This window comes from Streptosporangium sp. H16 (assembly GCF_051918855.1).
Lineage (GTDB): Bacteria > Actinomycetota > Actinomycetes > Streptosporangiales > Streptosporangiaceae > Streptosporangium.
In genome coordinates this window covers 570,411-588,014 of sequence record NZ_JBPXMD010000001.1, presented here as the reverse complement: position 1 = coordinate 588,014, position 17,604 = coordinate 570,411, and the positions used below count along the sequence as shown (strand labels likewise).

Genomic DNA, 17,604 nt, shown 5'->3' with positions numbered 1-17,604 from the left:
TTCATCGGTTCCTGACATCCTCCCGGCGGCCAGGGCCGGGGGCCTCCGCGCCGGAGGCGTTCGACGAGTCCCACATCCCGGCGAGGTCGTCGTAACCGGCTCCGGCGTTGATGCGGGCGCGCATGGCCTGGGCCTCGGCGGTGGTGGGCAGGAAACCGTCGAGCAGGGCGGGCAGGCCGAGGCGCCAGCCGAGCAGGGCGCGCGGCGACTGCCGGTGCCCGGCGCGGATCACCGAGACGCCGACCCTGATCGCGTGCTCGTTGCCTGGCGGGACGCCCGGGCGGTCGGTCTCGACGGCCGAGTAGCGGAAGCCGTCGGCGAGGTCGCAGGGCGGGCAGCCCAGCGGGCCCCTGCCCAGCCTGGCGCCGCAATCGGGGCAGACCAGCCGGTCGAGGGCGCCGTCGACGACCCGCCAGTCGTACCGGTCGGGCTCGTCGGCGACCATCTCGGCGATCGCCGACTCCTCCTCGGCGGAGAGTCCCACCCCGCCGGACCCGGCGGCCGGTCCTGTCGCACCGGACCCGGCGGCCGGTCCTGCCCCGCCATGTTCGGCGGACAGCCCAGCCGCGCCGAACCGCTCTCGCAGGAAGCCCCGCCAGCCGTCCTCGACGATCCGGTCGACCAGCGCCGCGCACCGGGCACAGCCGGGCGCCCCGCCGTACTCCCAGCAGCCGCAATCGTCACACCGTCGCATACGGCGACCGTATCCGGCCGCGCCCGCGACGGACGAGCCGTTTTCTCCCCGGCCCGGCCGCGCCCCCCGGACGCTTCGCTCCCCCCGCGTGGTCCCCGGTCCTCCCGTCGTCTTCGGCGACCGGTCGTGCCGCGGCGCATCGGACCATCCGGAAGGCGGCCGGGTCAGGAGACCCCGGCCTCGCGCATGTCGCGCACCTCCCGCTTGAGCTCCTTGATCTCGTCGCGGAGCCGGGCGGCGACCTCGAACTGGAGGTCGGTGGCGGCCTGGTGCATCTGCTCGGTGAGTGACTCCATCAGCGCCTCCAGCTGGGCCCTGGGCATCTCTCCGGCGATCGCCCTGGCGTGCTGGCCCGCCTGCTTGATCGCGAAGCCGGGGACGGGGGCCTTGCCGCGCGACTGCTGGCGGCCGCTGCCGCCGAGGAGCTGGGCGGTGTCGGCGTCCTCGCGGTTGAGCGAGTCGAGGATGTCGGCGATCTTCTTGCGGAGCGGCTGCGGGTCGATGCCGTTGGCCTCGTTGTAGGCGATCTGCTTGGCCCGGCGGCGGTTGGTCTCGTCGATCGCCCGCTCCATGGAGGGGGTGACCCGGTCGGCGTACATGTGCACCTGGCCGGAGACGTTTCTGGCCGCGCGGCCGATGGTCTGGATCAGGGAGGTCTCCGAGCGCAGGAAGCCCTCCTTGTCGGCGTCGAGGATGGCCACCAGCGACACCTCGGGCAGGTCGAGACCCTCGCGGAGCAGGTTGATGCCGACCAGCACGTCGAACTCGCCCATCCGCAGCTCGCGCAGCAGCTCGATGCGGCGCAGGGTGTCGACCTCGCTGTGCAGGTAGCGGACCCGGATGCCGAGCTCCAGCAGGTAGTCGGTGAGGTCCTCGGACATCTTCTTGGTCAGCGTGGTGACCAGGACCCGCTCGTCCTTCTCGGTGCGGGTGCGGATCTCGTGGACCAGGTCGTCGATCTGCGACTTGGTCGGCTTGACGATCACCTCGGGGTCGATCAGGCCGGTCGGCCGGATGACCTGCTCGACCACGTCGCCCTTGGAGCGGCCCAGCTCGTAGGAGCCGGGGGTGGCCGACAGGTAGACCGTCTGGCCGATCCGCTCCAGGAACTCCTCCCACTTCAGCGGGCGGTTGTCCATCGCGGACGGCAGGCGGAAGCCGTGGTCGACGAGGGTGCGCTTGCGGGAGGCGTCCCCCTCGTACATCGCGCCGATCTGCGGGACGGTCTGGTGGGACTCGTCCAGGACCAGCAGGAAGTCCTCGGGGAAGTAGTCGAGCAGGGTGTTGGGCGCGCTGCCCGGGGTGCGGCCGTCCATGTGGCGCGAGTAGTTCTCGATGCCGGAGCAGGTGCCGATCTGGCGCATCATCTCCAGGTCGTAGGTGGTGCGCATGCGCAGCCGCTGGGCCTCCAGGAGCTTGCCCTGGCGCTCCATCGTCTCCAGGGTCTCGGCCAGCTCGGCCTCGATGCCCCGGATCGCGCTCTCCATCCGCTCGGCGCCCGCGACGTAGTGGGAGGCGGGGAAGATGTAGAGCTCCTCGTCCTCGGTGATCACCTCGCCGGTGAGCGGGTGCATGGTCGCGAGCTTCTCGATCTCGTCGCCGAACATCTCGATCCGCACGGCGAGCTCTTCGTACTTGGGGATGATCTCGACGGTGTCGCCGCGCACCCGGAAGGTGCCCCGGGTGAAGGCCACGTCGTTGCGGACGTACTGCATGTCGACCAGGCGGCGCAGCAGGGTGTCGCGGTCGATCTCCTGGCCGACCTTGAGCCTGACCATGCGGTCGACGTACTCCTGCGGGGTGCCCAGGCCGTAGATGCACGACACGGAGGCCACCACGATCGTGTCGCGGCGGGTGAGCAGCGAGTTGGTCGCCGAGTGGCGCAGCCGCTCGACCTCCTCGTTGATCGAGGAGTCCTTCTCGATGTAGGTGTCGCTCTGCGGGACGTACGCCTCGGGCTGGTAGTAGTCGTAGTAGGAGACGAAGTATTCGACCGCGTTGTTGGGCATCATCTCGCGCAGCTCGTTGGCGAACTGGGCGGCGAGCGTCTTGTTGGGCTGGATGACCAGGGTCGGCCGCTGGAGGCGCTCGATCAGCCAGGCGACCGTGGCGGTCTTGCCTGTGCCCGTGGCACCCAGCAGGACGTTGTCCCTGTCGCCGGCCTTGACGCGCCGTTCGAGCTCGGCGATCGCGGCGGGCTGGTCGCCCGAGGGGGTCATGTCGGTGACGACTTCGAAGGGCGCCACCCTGCGCTGCAAATCTGTTACCGGCCTCACCTGTCCCACTGTAGGCGGCGTGACCGACAATCCTTCTTCATAGGTCCGCGCACCGGCGGACCGCCGTCAACCGCACGGGTCCGTGTACGGACGGACCGCCGTCAACCGCGTGGCAAGCGATCCGCAAGCGGGATCCCCTTGACTGTCTCGCGTGCCAATGATCACAAAGCGTGATATATCGGGCTCTCGATCTATCACCATCCCGGAGGTGTGATGTCCCGGCCAAGAGAAGCCGCGCAGTACGCGAGGGCCGCAGCCCAGGCCATAGGACAGGGCGGCGACGTACGCCAGGTCGTCGGGCAGGTCGTGGGGCAGTACGCCGGCCAGTCGGCGGGCCAGTACGCCGGGCAGGTGGCCGAGCAGTTCATGGGCCAGGCGGGCGCGAACCCCGGCTCCGGCGGCTCCGGCGGTTCCCCCGGTGAGAAGGGCTTCGCGCTCAACCCCTCCGACTTCATGGCCGCCCGCGACCAGGGCTCGTCCCTGGGCACGGTGATCGAGGCCCGCAGCGCCCCGCTCAACGAGGCCGGGGAGATCGTCAACCGGAGTTTCAGCGGCAACGGCCCGAACGGCGAGCCGGTCCACGTCATCTCCCCCGTGGTCATCCCCAAGGGCACCACCGCCAGGGTGGTCGTCCCGCTGGTCGTGCTGGCCGGGCTCGGCCTGGTCGGGCTCGTCGCCACCGGCCTGCCCGAGGGGGCCCGGGTGCTGTTCGGCCCGCACTACTGGGCCGTGCTCGTGCTGGCCGCGGCGTTCCTGTGGTGGCGCAGGAGCGTGGTCATGGTGCCCGAGGGCTGCAAGGCCCTGATCACGAAGTTCGGCAAGCTCGTGACCATCGCCGAGCCCGGCCGGGTGACGCTGTTCAACCCGTGGAAGCGGGTCAGCTACATCGTCAACACCACCCGCGAGTATCCCTTCAACGCCCCCATCCGCGAGGCCCCCACCCAGCAGGGCGTCAAGGCCAGCGTCGACCTGTTCCTGCAGTTCCGGATCGAGAACCCGGCGGAGTTCATCTTCGTGCTCGGCTCGGTCAGCGGCTTCCAGGCCAAGCTGCAGAACGCCATCAGCGAGGTCACCCGCTCCCTCATCTACGCCCAGCGCGCCGAGGAGATCTACGACCTGGTCGGCGAGAGCACCATGGGCATGCTGGACAACCTCAACCAGCAGTTCCTGCCCGCCGTACGGCTCACCGACGTCAACATCACGCACGCCGAGCCGTCCAGCCAGGAGTACCGGATGGACCTGGCCGCCCCCGAGATGATCAGAGTCGCCAAGGAGGCGTACACCTACGAGTACGAGCTCCAGCTGCGCAAGGAGCAGAACGAGGGCGACCTGATCAAGGAGCTGGCCGGGCTGCAGGAGCAGCTGTCGGCCATCCACGCCGAGATCGCCGGGCACCAGGCCAGGATCGACACCGCGCTGGAGCGCGCCTCCCACCAGGCCAAGGCCGCCGGCGGCCAGCGGCTGGTGGAGGCGGAGTCCACCGCCAAGGCCAACGCGGCGCTGCTGGAGGCGCAGGCGCTGGACATCCGCTCGCTGAGCGCCGCCGAGGCGCCGGAGATCCTCGACTACCGCTTCCAGCAGGACCTGCTCGACAAGCTGGAGTCCGTCGCCTCGCACCTGCCGCGCCTGGTGCAGGTCGGCGACGCCGTCGACATCGACCTGCTCGCCCTGGCCAGGCAACTGGTCGGCAACCCCGAGGCCCAGCTGTTCTCCCAGGCGGACATGGCCGCGATCAGAGCGCGGATGAGCGAGATCGGCGGCCGCGTCGAGGAGCGCGGGGCGGAGATCAGCGCCCTGCTCAACACCCCCGCCGACACCGTCGTCCCCGCCCCCGTCGCGGGCCAGGTCGTCCGGGAAGCCCAGGAAGCCCAGGAAGAGGTCCGATGAGCGGCAGAGAGTTCTCCAAGATCAAGGAATCCCTGGCCTCCTGGTCGGAGATCCGCCAGCTGCTGCGCGGCGGCGAGTCCGGCCAGCTGGTCCCGGTGGTGATCCCCAAGGACCGCCGCGGCTTCGCCTGGGTGGCGCTGCTCCTCTTCGCCCTCTACCTGGCCGGCACGGCGGTGTTCGCCGACGGGGCGATCTCCTTCCTGGCGGCGGTCGGAGCGGTGTTCTCCCTGGTCGCGGCGCTGGTGTGGCTGTGGCGCCGGGCGATCATCGAGATCGAGGAGGGCACCACGGGCGTGCGCAGCCGGTGGGGCGCCATCGTCGGCACGCTGCCCCCGGGGCGCCACTACCTGTGGCTGCCGTGGGACCGGGTGGACGCGGTGGTCGACACCTCCACCGAGATCCCCTACTCCGCGCCGATCGTGGCCTGCCCGACGGCGGAGAACGTCCCGCTCAAGTCGATCGAGTTCTTCCTGAAGTTCCGCATCGTCGACCCGGTGGCCTTCGTCCGTACGATCGGCGCCGGTAACTTCGACCTGGTGCTCAGCAGTGCCGTACAGGACGCCATCCGCCAGCGCAGCCGCCTGGTGAACACCGAGCGCGCCTACGACCTGCGCGGGTCCGACGTCGGCGACATGCAGGAGCTCCTCACCCGCCAGCTCGGCCGGTACGGCGTGCGCATCACCGGCGCCAACATCCCCGACGTGCAGCTGCCCGACCAGTACCAGCAGCATCTGGCCACCCGCGAGAAGGTCGCCAAGGAGCTGTCGGCCTTCGAGCGCGAGTGGGAGCTCACCCGCAAGCGCAGGATCGACACCCTGCTGATGGAGATCGAACGTTCCAAAAAGACGCGCGACGCGCGTATCGTCGAGGTGAGAGCCGCCGCCAACACCGCCCGTAAGGACGTCGCCCGCATGCTGGAGGAGCACGAGACCGAGGCGCAGCGGGTGCGCTGGGAGATCGAGGCGAAGGGCCGGGCCGAGCTCACCTCCGCCGAGAACGAGGCGAAGGGGCTGCGCAGGCTGGCCGACTCCTACCGCGACAACCGCGCGGTGCTCCAGTACGAGCTGGCCCGCCGCAGGCTCGACGTGGGCGCCAGGCTCGCCGAGAGCGCCCCGCGCCCCGTCGTCGTCCGCACCTCCGGCGCCTCCGGCGACACCTCCGCCCTGTCCACCCTGCTGCTGGCCCAGATCCTGCCCCAGCTGAACGGCGGCAACGGCGGCAACGGCCAGGCCGGGCCGCAGAACCAAGCCCCCTGACAAGCCCTTGATGAGAACAGTCTCCAACCCCTGGGAGTCCTAGATGGTGTTCCGTAAGTTGATGGCAGCGTTCGGCGCCGGTGTCGAGGTCGACACCGTGCTGCAGAACTCGCAGGTGCGGCCCGGCGAGGTCCTGCGCGGACAGGTCAACTTCCGCGGCGGCGGCTCCGACTACAAGGTGGAGGGCATCTTCATCGACTTCACCGCCGTAGTCGAGGTCGAGAGCGGCGACAGCGAGTACAAGTCGACGTACAGCTTCCTGCGCCAGCAGATCACCGGCTCCTTCCACCTCGCCGCGGGCGCCCCGCAGTCGGCCCCCTTCGAGATCCAGGTCCCCTGGGAGACCCCGATCAGCGCCATCGGCGGCCACCCGCTGCGCGGCATGCAGCTCGGCGTCTCCACCGAGCTCGCCCTCGCCGGCGCGCTCGACAAGGGCGACCTCGATCCGCTGTTCGTCAACCCGCTGCCCGCCCAGGACCACGTCCTCGGCGCGCTGGACAACCTCGGCTTCCGCTTCAAGAAGGCCGACCTGGAGCGGGGCACCCTGCACGGCTCGCGGATGCCGTTCTTCCAGGAGATCGAGTACTACGCGGGCGGCGACTACCGCCGCAACTTCAACGAGCTGGAGCTCACCTTCATCGCCGGCCCCCAGGCCATGGACATCATCCTGGAGGCCGACAAGCGCGGCAGCTTCGGTTCCAGCAACGACACCTACAGCCGCTTCACCGTCCGCTACGACGACCACCCGGGCCAGGTGGAGCAGTCGCTGCGCGGCGGCCTGCAGTCCATGGCCCAGAAGCGCGGCTGGTTCTAGCCTTCCTCGCCCTCTCGTGAGTGACGGGTGTGCCCTGGTCGCCGGGGCACACCCGTTTCGCTGTTCACACGGCGCGTTCCGCCGCTCGCATGACGCGTTTCGCCGCTCGCATGACGCGTTCCGCTGCTCGTACGGCGCGTTCCGCTGTTCGTACGGCGCGTGAGGAGCGCTGGGCCGCGCCTCCGTCATGTCTGTCGTAGGGTTCCCCGCAAAGGCCGGCCGGTGGCCGGAGTACGGGCGAAGGGCGGTCGGGTGGGCGCGGGTGACGGCGACGCGGTGGTGGCCGCCGCGCGGGCGGGCGACGAGTCCGCGTTCGCGGCGCTCGTCGAGCGCCATCGGGGCGAGCTGCGGGTGCACTGCTACCGGATGCTGGGCTCGTTCGACGAGGCGGAGGACCTGACGCAGGAGACGTTCCTGCGCGCGTGGAAGCACCTCGGCGGTTTCGAGGGGCGCTCGTCGTTCCGGGCCTGGCTGTACCGGATCGCGACGAACGTGTGCCTCGACGCCCTCGACGGGCGGACGCGCCGGGTGCTCCCCCGCCACCTGTCAGGGCCGTCGGATCCGAGTGCCTCGCTGTCGCCCCCCGCGGACATCGCGTGGCTGCAGCCGTTCCCCGACCGGCTGTGGGAACCGGTCGCGCCGAGCGAGACCGAGCCGGATTCCGTGGCCGTCACCAGGGAGACGATCGAGCTGGCGTTCCTGGCCGCGCTCCAGCGCCTGCCGGCCCGGCAGCGGGCGGTGCTGATCCTGCGCGACGTGCTCGGCTGGCCCGCCAAGCAGACCGCGGCGCTGCTGGAGGGCAGCGTGGCATCGGTGAACAGCGCGTTGCAGCGGGCCAGGGCGACGATGAAAGAGCACCTGCCGCAGCGCCGCCTGGACTGGGCGCCGCCGGCGGAGCCCACCGGGCGGGAGCGGGCGGTGTTGCGGCGCTACATGGACGCGATGGAACGCGCCGACCTCGCCGCGGTCGCCGACCTGCTGGCCGAGGACGTACGGGCGGAGATGCCGCCGTGGCCCATGTGGTTCCGGGGCCGCGACGCGGTCGTGGCGGCGCTGGCGGAGAGCTGGGACGCCGGCTCGCCCGACTACGTGGGCCGGTTCCGGATGGTGCCCGTCCGGGCCAACCGGCAGCCGGCCGCGGCGGCCTACGTACGGCGCCTCGGCGAGCCCGTCTACCGCGCCTTCGGGATCGGCGTGCTGCGGATCGAGGACGACCTGATCGCGGAGATGACCGCCTTCCACGATCTCGGCCTGTTCCCGGCGTTCGCCCTGCCCACGACGTTGCCTCCCGGAGACCGATGAGTTTTCGCGCGATCCGCCGTCTCAGAACGGGTCAACCACAATTGATCCCGACGGAGGCACCTCATGGGCAAGATGCTGTATTCGGTCACCATGTCACTGGACGGTTTCATCGCCGGTCCCGGCGGTGACATGTCCTGGCTGGCCGAACACCTCGGCCCCGACCCGGCGGTGGACGAGCTCATCGGCGAGATCGGTGCGCTTCTCGTCGGCAACCGCACCTTCCGCGGCGACGACCCCCACCGGGGCACGGAAAGCGAGGGCAAGGCATTCGGCGGCGGGTGGACCGGGCCGCAGTTCGTGCTCATCCACCAGATCCCGGACACGCCGGTGCCGGGCATCACCTTCGTCGACGACCTCGGCAACGGCGTCGCCGCGGCCAAGGCCGCCGCGGGTGACAGGTATGTCAACATCCTCGGCGCCCACGTCGCCCGACAGTGCCTCGAGGCGGGTGTGCTCGACGAGATCCTCGTGTTCATCGCGCCCGTCATGCTGGGCGACGGCGTCCGGCTGTTCGACCACCCGGGCGGGACCAACGTGAGGCTGGAACGCATCGCCCTGAACCACGTGCCGCACGCGACGAGCATCCGGTTCCGCGTCGTCGGCTGAGCCGTCTCCGGTAACAGCGGCGGGACGTTCAGCGGTCACCTGATCGGCGTCCTGCCGCCTCGGACCGAGCCGCCGCCGTACCGGGACGGCACCGCCGGGCCGTCGTAATCAGGACAACAGAGGCATTCTCTCGCCTCAGCAGATCCGCCCGGGGAATATCAAGCCGCGGTCAGCGGATGATCGGCACGTATCCTGATCATCGAATCCCAGGGAAAGGACCTGCGGCGTGGACGACCACCCTTCCTTCTTCGAAGGCCCCTTCGACAGTGACGAGGGTTCTGACGCCATCGCGGAACTGGAGGGGGAAGACGACGTCGTCGCGACGATGGCCGAGTCGCTTGACGAGTTCTTGCGCGAGAACGAGGAGTACGCCGAAGAAGGAGCCGTGGATGAGGCGCTGGCGTTCGCGTGCCTGATCGCTGCCCGGATCTCCGGCATCGCCCCCGACGAGGCCGCCCATCACTGGCTGGACCGCAATCCCTTCATCGTCTCCGACGATCTGCGCCGGCTGGCCGTCGCCGCGTTCGCCCTGGCCACCCGTTCGCAGGACAACTGGCTCAGTGAGGTCCGGGTCAGGGACTGGCAGGTGTTCCTGGAGTACCTGGAGCCCTACCGTAAGGCTCTCCACGGTGAGCCGCAGGACCCGCCCGTCCCGTTCGTCCCGGACTTCTCCCGTCAGGGGAAGCAGTGGCTGCAGATGTACTGGAGTCTCGACGACCGAGGCCTGCCGGACGACACCGCCTACGCGGACGTGGCGGAAAGCCTCGTCCTGGCCATCAACGAGGCACCGGCCTGGCTCGCGTGGTGGCGCCCCGCCGGCCTGCAAGAACTCACTGTTTTCGGGCAGCTCACGCCAGGCGCGTACACGGAGCGGATCTCTCGTGGCCGCACCACGGCCGAGGCCTGGATCGGCTTTGGCCACTCCCACGAGGGTTTCGGAGAATCCGTCCCCCGGCAGGTCTTCGACGACGTCCACAAGGCTCTGGCCGCCGCGGGCCGCTATCTCGGCCTCGATCCCGTCCCCCCGCTTCCTGTTCCGCAGGGGTGACCCCCCGGTCCTCGCCCGCACGCCGGGATCAGGGTGCCTTGCGGGCGAGGGTGAGCACGTGGCCGCTGACGCCCAGCAGGGAGGGGACCGACTCCAGGCGGCGCTGGGCGTCGAGCATGAGAGCGCGGCGCTCGGGGTCGTCGAGCCAGTCGTCGACGTCACCGTACAGCCAGAAGGCTCCCTCCAGGCCGTAGCGGGCGACGTCCGGGAGCCCCGCGTCGGCGAACTCGGCCGGGACGTCGTCGGGGTCGTGCATGTAGGCGGTGAAGCCGACGCCCGGGCCGGACAGGACCCCGTCCACCAGGGCCGCGTTCACCGTCTCCCTCGGCTCCTCCCGCAGGTACAACCCCTGGTAGACCATGTCGTGCACGGCCGCGTAGCGGTTGATGGTCGCGGCGGCCACCAGGCCGCCGGGCCGCACCACCCGTACCGCCTCGGCCAGCGCGCGGACCCGGTCAGCGCGGTCGGCGAGGTGGTAGAGGGGGCCGAGGAGCAGCACCGCGTCCGCGCTCTCGTCGGGCAGCGGCAGTTGCCTGGCGTCGCCCTGCCTCGCGGTGACCCCGGCCAGCCGCGCCGCCCGCTCCACGTGCGACGGCATGAGGTCGATGAGCTCGACCCGGTATCCGTCGGCGGCCAGCCACTCCGCGTGCACCCCGGTGCCGCCACCCACGTCCAGCACCCTGGCCGGAGCCGGAGGCAGCGCCCTGCGCAGCACGTCCTGCGTCCGCCAGAACTCCAGCCGCCCGCGGCCCGCGCGGAGCCTGCCGTCTTCCTTGTCCTGCTCGTAGTAGGCGAGCAGTTCCGGTGTCATCGCCATGCTCGATCATTTCTTCACCCCTGGTCCACGGGCAAATGAATTAGACGACCGGACGAACAGCAGACATATGCCCTAATGTCCATGACCATGAAAATCCGCGTGATCATGGCGACGGCCGCCGCCTCCGTCCTACTCTTTCCCGGTACGGCCACCGCCTTCGCATATCCGGTCGAGGACGCCCCGCTCCTGACCGGCAACCCCCTCTACTCCGCCGGCAAACTCCCCGCCGCGGGGTGCGCGAGGAAACCCGCCAAGGGCAAGAGCCTCGCCTCGGTCAAGAAGCACGTCAACGCGCTCATCACCTGCATGAACGACACCTGGGGCCCCTACATGAAGAAGGCCAACCTCCAGTTCGTGCCGCCCAGGGTGGAGGTGACCGGGACCACCCTGGAGAAGAAGTACGAGCGCTACTGCTTCGGGGCCAAGATGAATCCCGCCAAGTCGGAGGCGGTCCACTGCTTCGGGACCAACCTCTCCGTACACATCCGTCCCGACTGGATCAAAGCATCCGACGACGTCCCGATCCTCGCGGAGCTGAGTTCCGCCTACGCCGAGCACGTGCTGAGCCTGGTCGACGTCACCGAGGGCTACAACGCCCTGCACGCCGACGACAGCGACGAGATCCTGGAGCAGCTGCGCCGCTTCAACCTGCAGGCGAAGTGCCTGGGCGGGATGACCGCGAAGAGCCTGTGGTCGGCCCTCGGCTACCCCGCCAAGAACGCCGGGCGCCTGCTGGACCTGGCCAAGGCCGAGGCCGACGCCAAGGGCGAGTTCCGTTACTTCGGCAAGAGCGCCAACCTCGTCTACTGGACCAAGCGGGGCTACTCCACCTCAGACCCTCGCTCCTGCAAGACCTGGGTGGCTCCCTCCTCCAAGGTCTCGTAACCCGCTCCCGGACTCCCCCGCCACGCTGCCCCGCAGCCCCGTCGCCCCGTCGCCCCGTCCACCGGCCTGGTTCCCGCTCGCCGGGACCCAAACCGGTCAAAACCCGAAATTTCAGGGTTTGGCATTTCCGGGGAACGGTTTGGATCCGTCAGGCGAACATCGGCGCATTCAGAATATTCAGCGGGCATTCGAACGGCCGAGGATCACAATTCGGCTCGCCTGCCGCGCCATCCGTACACGAAGAACCGCGACCGAACTCAAAAAGGGATTTCCCTCCTCCTCCCGGATCATCGCCCCTCGCGCTCATTCTCGGCCGCCAGGCGGCGCGCCATTTCCCCGAGGGTGACGGCGCACATCACGTTGGACAGGTTCCTCCTGCCGAGAACCTCCTCGGACAGGCTGTGGCGGCGTACGGCGTAATAGCCGCCTCCCGCAGCCTCGGAGATGAGCCAGTGCCTGCCGTACCGGGCGATGAGAATGGCTATCGTCCCGGGTTTCGCGTCGTCCGGTGCGCCGGTCATCGCCGGGCCAACTGGAACCAGACGACGCGCCCGCGCCCCGCCGCACCCTCGTACCAGCCCCACGACAGAGCCACCTCGCTGACCAGCCAGAGCCCACGACCACCCTCGGCCTCCTCGTCAGGCTCGTACGGTTCGGCCGGGAGTCTGGGCACGCAGGTGGAGGACCCCTCGTCGATCACCGCCACCCGGATGACGTCGCCGAGGTTCGCCACCACGACCGTCACCCGGCCTCCGGCGCGTCCCGACTCCGAATGCCTGACCGCGTTGGAGACCAGCTCGCTGACCAGAAGCTCGGCGTCGTACGTATCGCGCCCGCCGGAGTTCTCCAGCACGCTCCGCACGTATCGCCGGGCCGTGGAAACCGACTCGGCCACCCCGGGCAGATCCACCCGGCCCAGCAGACCGAGCGCGGGAACCGTTTCGGCACCCATCGGATCACCGCCATTCCTGTGAGGTCGCAGGCGTCGAGAATTCACCTGCCCCAATGGCTCCAATAACCAGGCGAATTGTCCTTTTAGTTCCCTTGCATCGCCCGGATAAAGTCTTGGCCTATAGAGTGCACACAGTTATGCTGCCGTTGCAGAACAGATCGGTCGACGAATTGACGACAAAAAGCCACACAGGCTGTAGGCGTTTGTCGTTCATTCGACGGCCGACGTCATCGCGACGATTGGGAGGCGAACATGGGAAACGACCTCGACCCACGCCTGACACCGGCTCAGCGCTTCGGCCGCGAGCTGGGGCGGGTCCGCAGGGAGGCGGGCCTGTCGCAGGCCCGGCTGGGTGATCACCTGGGCGTCTCGTCGTCGTTCATCGGGCACATCGAGACCGGCAACCGGAGGCCCGGCACCAAGCTGGCGGCCGACTGCGACAGGTTCTTCAAGACGGACGACCTCTTCACCCACCTCTGCCGCAACATCACCGCCCCCACCGGACCGGCATGGTTCCTCAGATGGTCCGACGAGATCGAACCCCGGGCCCGCGTGCTGCGTAGCTGGGACCCGCTCCTGGTCTCCGGCCTGCTCCAGACGGAGAACTACGCGCGAGCCGTCTTCCGTGGCGACCTGGCAGGCTCGGAGGAAGAGGTCCAAGAGCAGGTCGACGCCCGCATGCGACGGCAACTGATCCTCAAGAAGGACAACCCGCCCGTGCTGTGGGCACTTCTCGACGAGTGGGTGCTCCGCCGCCCCGTCGGAGGTCCCGAGGTCATGTGCGAGCAGCTCGACCAACTCGCGACCATCGCCGGTCGCCAGAACGTGACGGTGCAGATCGTTCCGCACGACGCCGCCTGCACGGCCGGCATGATGTCCGGATTCGTACTCGCCCAGCTGGCGGACGCGCCGACCGCCGTCTCCGTGGAGTCGGCGGGAGAAGGCGAAGTTTCAGCGGAACACAAACTGGTAGGCGTCGTCTGGGACAGATATGACAGGATCCGAGCAGAGGCGCATCGTCCTGGCCAGTCGCTAGAGATGATCAAAGAAGCGAGGGACCAATGGAAGCAGCAGACCTGACCGGCTTCGATCTCTCCGAGGCCATCTGGAAGAAGAGCTCCCTCAGCGGCGGGAGCGGCGGAAACTGCGTCGAGGTCGCCGGAAACCTCCCCGGAGCCGTCGCCGTCCGCGACAGCAAGGACCCTGCGGGCCCGGCCCTCGTCCTCACCTCGGGCGAGTGGCGCAGCTTCCTCACCGTGGTGAAGTCGGGCCACTTCGACTGATCGGTTAGACCGCTCCCGGCACCTCGGTTCGGAACACCCGGCCAGAACCTCTCTTGGCTGGAAGCCGCACGCCCAACCCCCGGAGCGCAGGCAGAGGCTCAGGCGTCATAAACGACATCAACGATCTGCATCTGCCGGATGCTGCGGTTCTTGGACAGTTTCGTCAGCTCTTCTGGGCGCCCCGTCGCGAGGTACCCGTGCACAAGCCCCTCCTGGACACGGGTCCGTATCTCATGCAGGTCGAGGTTCAGTCGTCTGAGGGCGGGCGCGTCGTTCTCTTCGAGCAGGGAGACCCGACGCTGGAACTGTCGTACGGGTGATCGCATCATCTCCGCGTCGCAGTCGCCGATGCCTCTCCAGCCGCACGCGGAGGGCGACCACGAGACGGGAGAGGGCTCGGCATCCGGCGGACCCAGGAAAACGGTGTCAAATCCATTGCCCCACGACTTCCGTGCGGCATCCTCACTCAACGGGCGCGTCAACCACACGAGAGCCGTCACCGCTACCGGCCCCTCCACTCCGCGAAGCGTTGCCGCGGCGGACTCCACACCGGTCTCGACCCCCTCAGCGAGTGCGTCAAGCGCTCCGGCGGCACCTGTGTCCATGAGCCAAGGAAGATCAAGCTCGCCCGATGAAAGAAGCTCCACATCCGCCCTGAACTGTTCCGTTCATATAGGGAGATCGAGGGCTGAGGACAAACGACACAGAGCCCCCATCAAGCCGGACATCCACATCATCGTCCTTGAGATCCTCGAAGGCGACGTAATGGCCCGAATGGCTGACAGCGAACGCGTTGACGACGACCAAACGGGCCCTGTCGTTGTTCGAGTATTCCTTCCATGGCCCGAACACACGCCCGGAAAAAGAGCAGGGAGGACGGTGGCCGCCGCCCCGACGGCAACGAGAGAGACCAGCCGAAAACTCTTCACAACCGTTTACCGGCCCCTTCAACGAGGAGACGGAAAGTCAGCATCAAGGGGTGCGCAGGGCACATGTTTCCCTCTCGATGATCTTCACAACACGACCATCAAGAATACAAGTCAAACCCGCCTCCAAGCGCTGTTCGCCCCCGACGGCATGCCTTTGTGGGCCTCCGACGTCGAACCCGGATCGGCCCATGACATCACTGCCGCCCGCGCCCACATCCTGCCGACCCTGTATCCCGCCCGCGTCCTGCCCGTCCTGGCCGACTCCGGCTACGACGGCGGACCGGCGTGCGCATCCCCATCCGCCAACCTACCGACGGCAACGCCCTCGATGTCGACACCCGCACCCGCAACATGCTGCTGCGCGCTGCCTGGGCGAACGCAGCTTCGCTCTCCTCGCCCAACGCCGGCGCACCCTGCAGCACATCACCGCCAGCCCCAGCAAGATCGGTGACATCGCCCGCACCGCCCTTGTCCTCACCCATTTCGAGCACAGCAGACTCATTTAAAAGTCGCTGAGATCACCTCACCGAATCACATGTCCGATGTTGGTACGGCGTGGTAACCGTACGGCGATGCCCCGCGTGACGCCGGTAGATTATCACGAACAATCGAGGCTGATGAGGATGAAACTTTCAGCGCCACGTCGGATTTCTGTGCACTGCATCTCCTCATATTCCCTGGTCACCACAAGAACGGCGCGACCGGTGATACGTAAGGCGCTTTTGGGGCTGGCCCTAAAAGCACCATGCTGGACGGTTCAAGATCCGCTATATAACCTCCGGGTGTTCCCGCACTTTTTAATGATGAGGTGTGAATTGACCGAACGCTCGTGGGGACGTCGCCTGACGACGTCGATCACACTCGCCATCACGGCATTGGCCGCGACTTTCCTGCCCGTCACCCCCGCCCACGCCGCGTACGGCCCGGATCAGCAGGTCTACGTGCAGGTGACCGCCAACGACGGATCCGGGATGCAGTTGGCCCGCCTGGAAGGGACCGTCGCGTTCGACGATTCCAACACGAAGTACCGCTACTCGCTGAACCTTTGCTGGCAGAGCGGCGCCTACCCCCAGCCGTCCTTCCTCATCAAGGTGAACGGATCGACCACGAACTACCCGGTCTGGACCGGTTCCACCTCGGCTACCGGGTGCCAGCAGGTGTCCCTGTACAGCGCCGACGTCGACCTCGGCAGCACCGTCCACAACCTCCGCTTCGACGTGACCGCCGGCTGGTTCAGCAGCAGCAACGGGTACCAGTACATGATGCGCACCAAGAGCAGCGGCACCTACGACAATCCATTCAACTGAGTCGGCGCCATGGAGACCGGCGAGCGGACGGCATGGCCGGCAACGGCGGAACATGGGGACGCAACACTCGTCCCGGCTGACTGACGAGCCTTTCCGACCTCCCACGTCACAAACAGCGCTCCCTGCCCCGCCGGCCACGGCGTGCCAACCTCCGGCACGCGTAGGTGTCAGTGCTCAGCTGTGAGCGCGTCCTGGCGCGGCTTGAGCCTGACGTCGACCCGGCAGAGGGTCAGATCCCGGCTCAAGCCGCCGCGCAGGAGCGGAATCCACGGGAGAGGCGAGTGACGGCGCGGTCGGTCAGGGTGAACGCGACCGGGGTACCCGGTGCGCCCCAACCAGGGCGGATGGCGTTTGGTCTTCGTCCCGCAAGGTGGCCTGTGCTTCTTCGCACATGCGACTCAGCTTTCGAATCGACCAGGAGAAGGAATCTGGAACGGAGGGTGGCGGCACCGGGGGTCACGTCAGTGCGCTCGCGCATGCCCGTGCGCCGCGCATTGTCCCGTTTCGGGATCGTCAATCGGTCCGGCTGCGGAGGCTCCGCGCCATGGTGGGGATCATCACCGCCGCAAGGACGAGGTGTAGCCCGAGGAGGGTGCTCGACCCAGTCGTTCACCACCGTCTCGCGGCCGACGTACAGGCCCGGCGTGGGCGGCATCGAGCAGCGGACGTCGTCTCGCAGCAGTGCGGCGAGCCCGTCGACGTCCGTGGCCACGCTGGCGTCGGTATAACGGCGCACCAGCTCGCGCGTCCCGGCGCCCTCCTCGCCGCCGGTCGCAGGCTCCGGGCGGCACTTGGCGAGCAGGTCCAGGCAGGCGTTGGTGGCGATCCGGTACAGCCAGGCCCGGAACGTCGACCGCCCCTCGAAGGTCTCCCGCCGCCGCCAGGCGCGGAGGAACTTCTCCTGCACGGTGTCCTCGGCGTCCTCGAACGACCCGAGCATCCGGTAGCAGTGCGCGTGCAGCTCCCGCCGGTGCCGCTCCGCCAGCCCCGAGAACACCGGCTCGTCGACCTCGTCCAGACCGCTCACGCCCAGCTCCTCCAGCCGCGTGTCCGCACTCATCACGTCATCCTTCCGCCTTGTCGTGTCCCGTCGTAGGTGTGACGGGTGCGGGCGCGACAACTCATCACCGGGGCCGGCCGGCATAGCCGATCCGGTGACGGATCCGGGGGCGGAGCACGACGCGCGGTACGGCGAGAAGGGCGCGGATGCGCGACCGCCGGGCGCGTTCCGGGGTCGCCTGGTTCACGACGACGCGGCGGGCGTGGACGCACGAGCACGGCACGAGGTCCACCGAAAAGGGTGGGCTTGATCTTGGAGCCGGGACCCGGCACCTGAGGAGATGCGCGCCCGAAGGGATTCCGGACCACGACGCTGTCGCCTTACCGGATCGGCGGACACGCCAGGCCCGCCGCCTACCTGTCTGCGAGATCAGATGGGAAAAGGCTCACTGATGGGTCGAGTGTGACTCACCACACTTGACTCATAGGTCACGAGATATCCGTACACAAATCCCCATTCGACGCGGATCCACACCCTGTTCAGGTGAG

Annotated in this window: 17 protein-coding genes; 10 read left to right on the top strand and 7 right to left on the bottom strand. The window is 68.5% G+C overall.

Annotated elements, in window-relative coordinates:
- Nucleotide 1: 1 nt before the first annotated feature.
- Together ACTOQ2_RS02445 and uvrB are read right to left on the bottom strand one after the other, a co-directional pair.
- A complete protein-coding gene (locus ACTOQ2_RS02445) occupies nt 2–694 on the bottom strand; it encodes a hypothetical protein (RefSeq protein ID WP_440097958.1) in 693 nt (230 codons plus the stop codon).
- Nucleotides 695–858: 164 nt separating this feature from the next.
- Complete coding sequence (gene uvrB / locus ACTOQ2_RS02440) at nt 859–2,970, bottom strand: excinuclease ABC subunit UvrB (RefSeq protein ID WP_440097957.1); 2,112 nt, start codon at nt 2,968–2,970, stop codon at nt 859–861.
- A 213-nt stretch (nt 2,971–3,183) separates the two neighbouring features.
- Here uvrB and ACTOQ2_RS02435 point away from each other — a divergent pair, with 213 nt between their 5' ends.
- The 6 genes from ACTOQ2_RS02435 to ACTOQ2_RS02410 all read left to right on the top strand — a co-directional run bounded on the left by ACTOQ2_RS02435 (nt 3,184) and on the right by ACTOQ2_RS02410 (nt 9,883).
- The gene (locus ACTOQ2_RS02435) at nt 3,184–4,857 is read left to right on the top strand and encodes an SPFH domain-containing protein (RefSeq protein ID WP_440097956.1); all 1,674 of its coding nucleotides are present in this window, start codon (nt 3,184–3,186) and stop codon (nt 4,855–4,857) included.
- The gene (locus tag ACTOQ2_RS02430) at nt 4,854–6,113 is read left to right on the top strand and encodes an SPFH domain-containing protein (RefSeq protein WP_440097954.1); all 1,260 of its coding nucleotides are present in this window, start codon (nt 4,854–4,856) and stop codon (nt 6,111–6,113) included. The genes ACTOQ2_RS02435 and ACTOQ2_RS02430 overlap by 4 nt, the downstream gene beginning before the upstream one ends.
- 61 nt (nt 6,114–6,174) lie before the next feature.
- Nucleotides 6,175–6,927, top strand: coding sequence for a sporulation protein (locus ACTOQ2_RS02425; protein WP_440097953.1), 753 nt, complete (start codon nt 6,175–6,177; stop codon nt 6,925–6,927).
- Between the two features lie 252 nt (nt 6,928–7,179).
- Complete coding sequence (locus ACTOQ2_RS02420) at nt 7,180–8,229, top strand: sigma-70 family RNA polymerase sigma factor (protein WP_440097951.1); 1,050 nt, start codon at nt 7,180–7,182, stop codon at nt 8,227–8,229.
- Nucleotides 8,230–8,292: 63 nt separating this feature from the next.
- Nucleotides 8,293–8,835, top strand: a complete 543-nt coding sequence (locus ACTOQ2_RS02415; protein ID WP_440097950.1) for a dihydrofolate reductase family protein — start codon at nt 8,293–8,295, stop codon at nt 8,833–8,835.
- Nucleotides 8,836–9,061: 226 nt separating this feature from the next.
- A complete protein-coding gene (locus tag ACTOQ2_RS02410) occupies nt 9,062–9,883 on the top strand; it encodes a DUF4259 domain-containing protein (RefSeq protein WP_440097949.1) in 822 nt (273 codons plus the stop codon).
- Nucleotides 9,884–9,911: 28 nt separating this feature from the next.
- On the opposite strand, the gene ACTOQ2_RS02405 is transcribed toward ACTOQ2_RS02410, so the two are convergent.
- On the bottom strand, nt 9,912–10,700 hold the full coding sequence (locus tag ACTOQ2_RS02405; protein ID WP_440097948.1) for a class I SAM-dependent methyltransferase: 789 nt from the start codon (nt 10,698–10,700) through the stop codon (nt 9,912–9,914).
- 81 nt (nt 10,701–10,781) lie between these two features.
- Between ACTOQ2_RS02405 and ACTOQ2_RS02400 the strand changes: the two genes are divergently transcribed.
- Nucleotides 10,782–11,585, top strand: coding sequence for a hypothetical protein (locus ACTOQ2_RS02400; RefSeq protein ID WP_440097946.1), 804 nt, complete (start codon nt 10,782–10,784; stop codon nt 11,583–11,585).
- Between the two features lie 287 nt (nt 11,586–11,872).
- Here ACTOQ2_RS02400 and ACTOQ2_RS02395 read toward each other — a convergent pair whose 3' ends face one another.
- Together ACTOQ2_RS02395 and ACTOQ2_RS02390 are read right to left on the bottom strand one after the other, a co-directional pair.
- Nucleotides 11,873–12,106, bottom strand: coding sequence for a hypothetical protein (locus ACTOQ2_RS02395; protein WP_440097944.1), 234 nt, complete (start codon nt 12,104–12,106; stop codon nt 11,873–11,875).
- The gene (locus ACTOQ2_RS02390) at nt 12,103–12,537 is read right to left on the bottom strand and encodes an ATP-binding protein (RefSeq protein WP_440097943.1); all 435 of its coding nucleotides are present in this window, start codon (nt 12,535–12,537) and stop codon (nt 12,103–12,105) included. Before ACTOQ2_RS02390 ends, ACTOQ2_RS02395 begins: the two co-directional genes overlap by 4 nt.
- 252 nt (nt 12,538–12,789) lie before the next feature.
- Between ACTOQ2_RS02390 and ACTOQ2_RS02385 the strand changes: the two genes are divergently transcribed.
- Both ACTOQ2_RS02385 and ACTOQ2_RS02380 read left to right on the top strand, forming a co-directional pair.
- The gene (locus tag ACTOQ2_RS02385; protein ID WP_440097941.1) at nt 12,790–13,617 is read left to right on the top strand and encodes a helix-turn-helix domain-containing protein; all 828 of its coding nucleotides are present in this window, start codon (nt 12,790–12,792) and stop codon (nt 13,615–13,617) included.
- The gene (locus ACTOQ2_RS02380; protein ID WP_440097940.1) at nt 13,599–13,820 is read left to right on the top strand and encodes a DUF397 domain-containing protein; all 222 of its coding nucleotides are present in this window, start codon (nt 13,599–13,601) and stop codon (nt 13,818–13,820) included. Before ACTOQ2_RS02385 ends, ACTOQ2_RS02380 begins: the two co-directional genes overlap by 19 nt.
- A 98-nt stretch (nt 13,821–13,918) precedes the next feature.
- Here ACTOQ2_RS02380 and ACTOQ2_RS02375 read toward each other — a convergent pair whose 3' ends face one another.
- The gene (locus tag ACTOQ2_RS02375) at nt 13,919–14,425 is read right to left on the bottom strand and encodes a hypothetical protein (RefSeq protein WP_440097939.1); all 507 of its coding nucleotides are present in this window, start codon (nt 14,423–14,425) and stop codon (nt 13,919–13,921) included.
- A gap of 1,139 nt (nt 14,426–15,564) precedes the next feature.
- On the opposite strand from ACTOQ2_RS02375, the gene ACTOQ2_RS02370 reads away from it, so the two are divergent.
- A complete protein-coding gene (locus ACTOQ2_RS02370; RefSeq protein WP_440097938.1) occupies nt 15,565–16,056 on the top strand; it encodes a hypothetical protein in 492 nt (163 codons plus the stop codon).
- 241 nt (nt 16,057–16,297) lie between these two features.
- Here ACTOQ2_RS02370 and ACTOQ2_RS02365 read toward each other — a convergent pair whose 3' ends face one another.
- A complete protein-coding gene (locus tag ACTOQ2_RS02365) occupies nt 16,298–17,116 on the bottom strand; it encodes a sigma-70 family RNA polymerase sigma factor (RefSeq protein ID WP_440097937.1) in 819 nt (272 codons plus the stop codon).
- Nucleotides 17,117–17,604 lie beyond the last annotated feature (488 nt).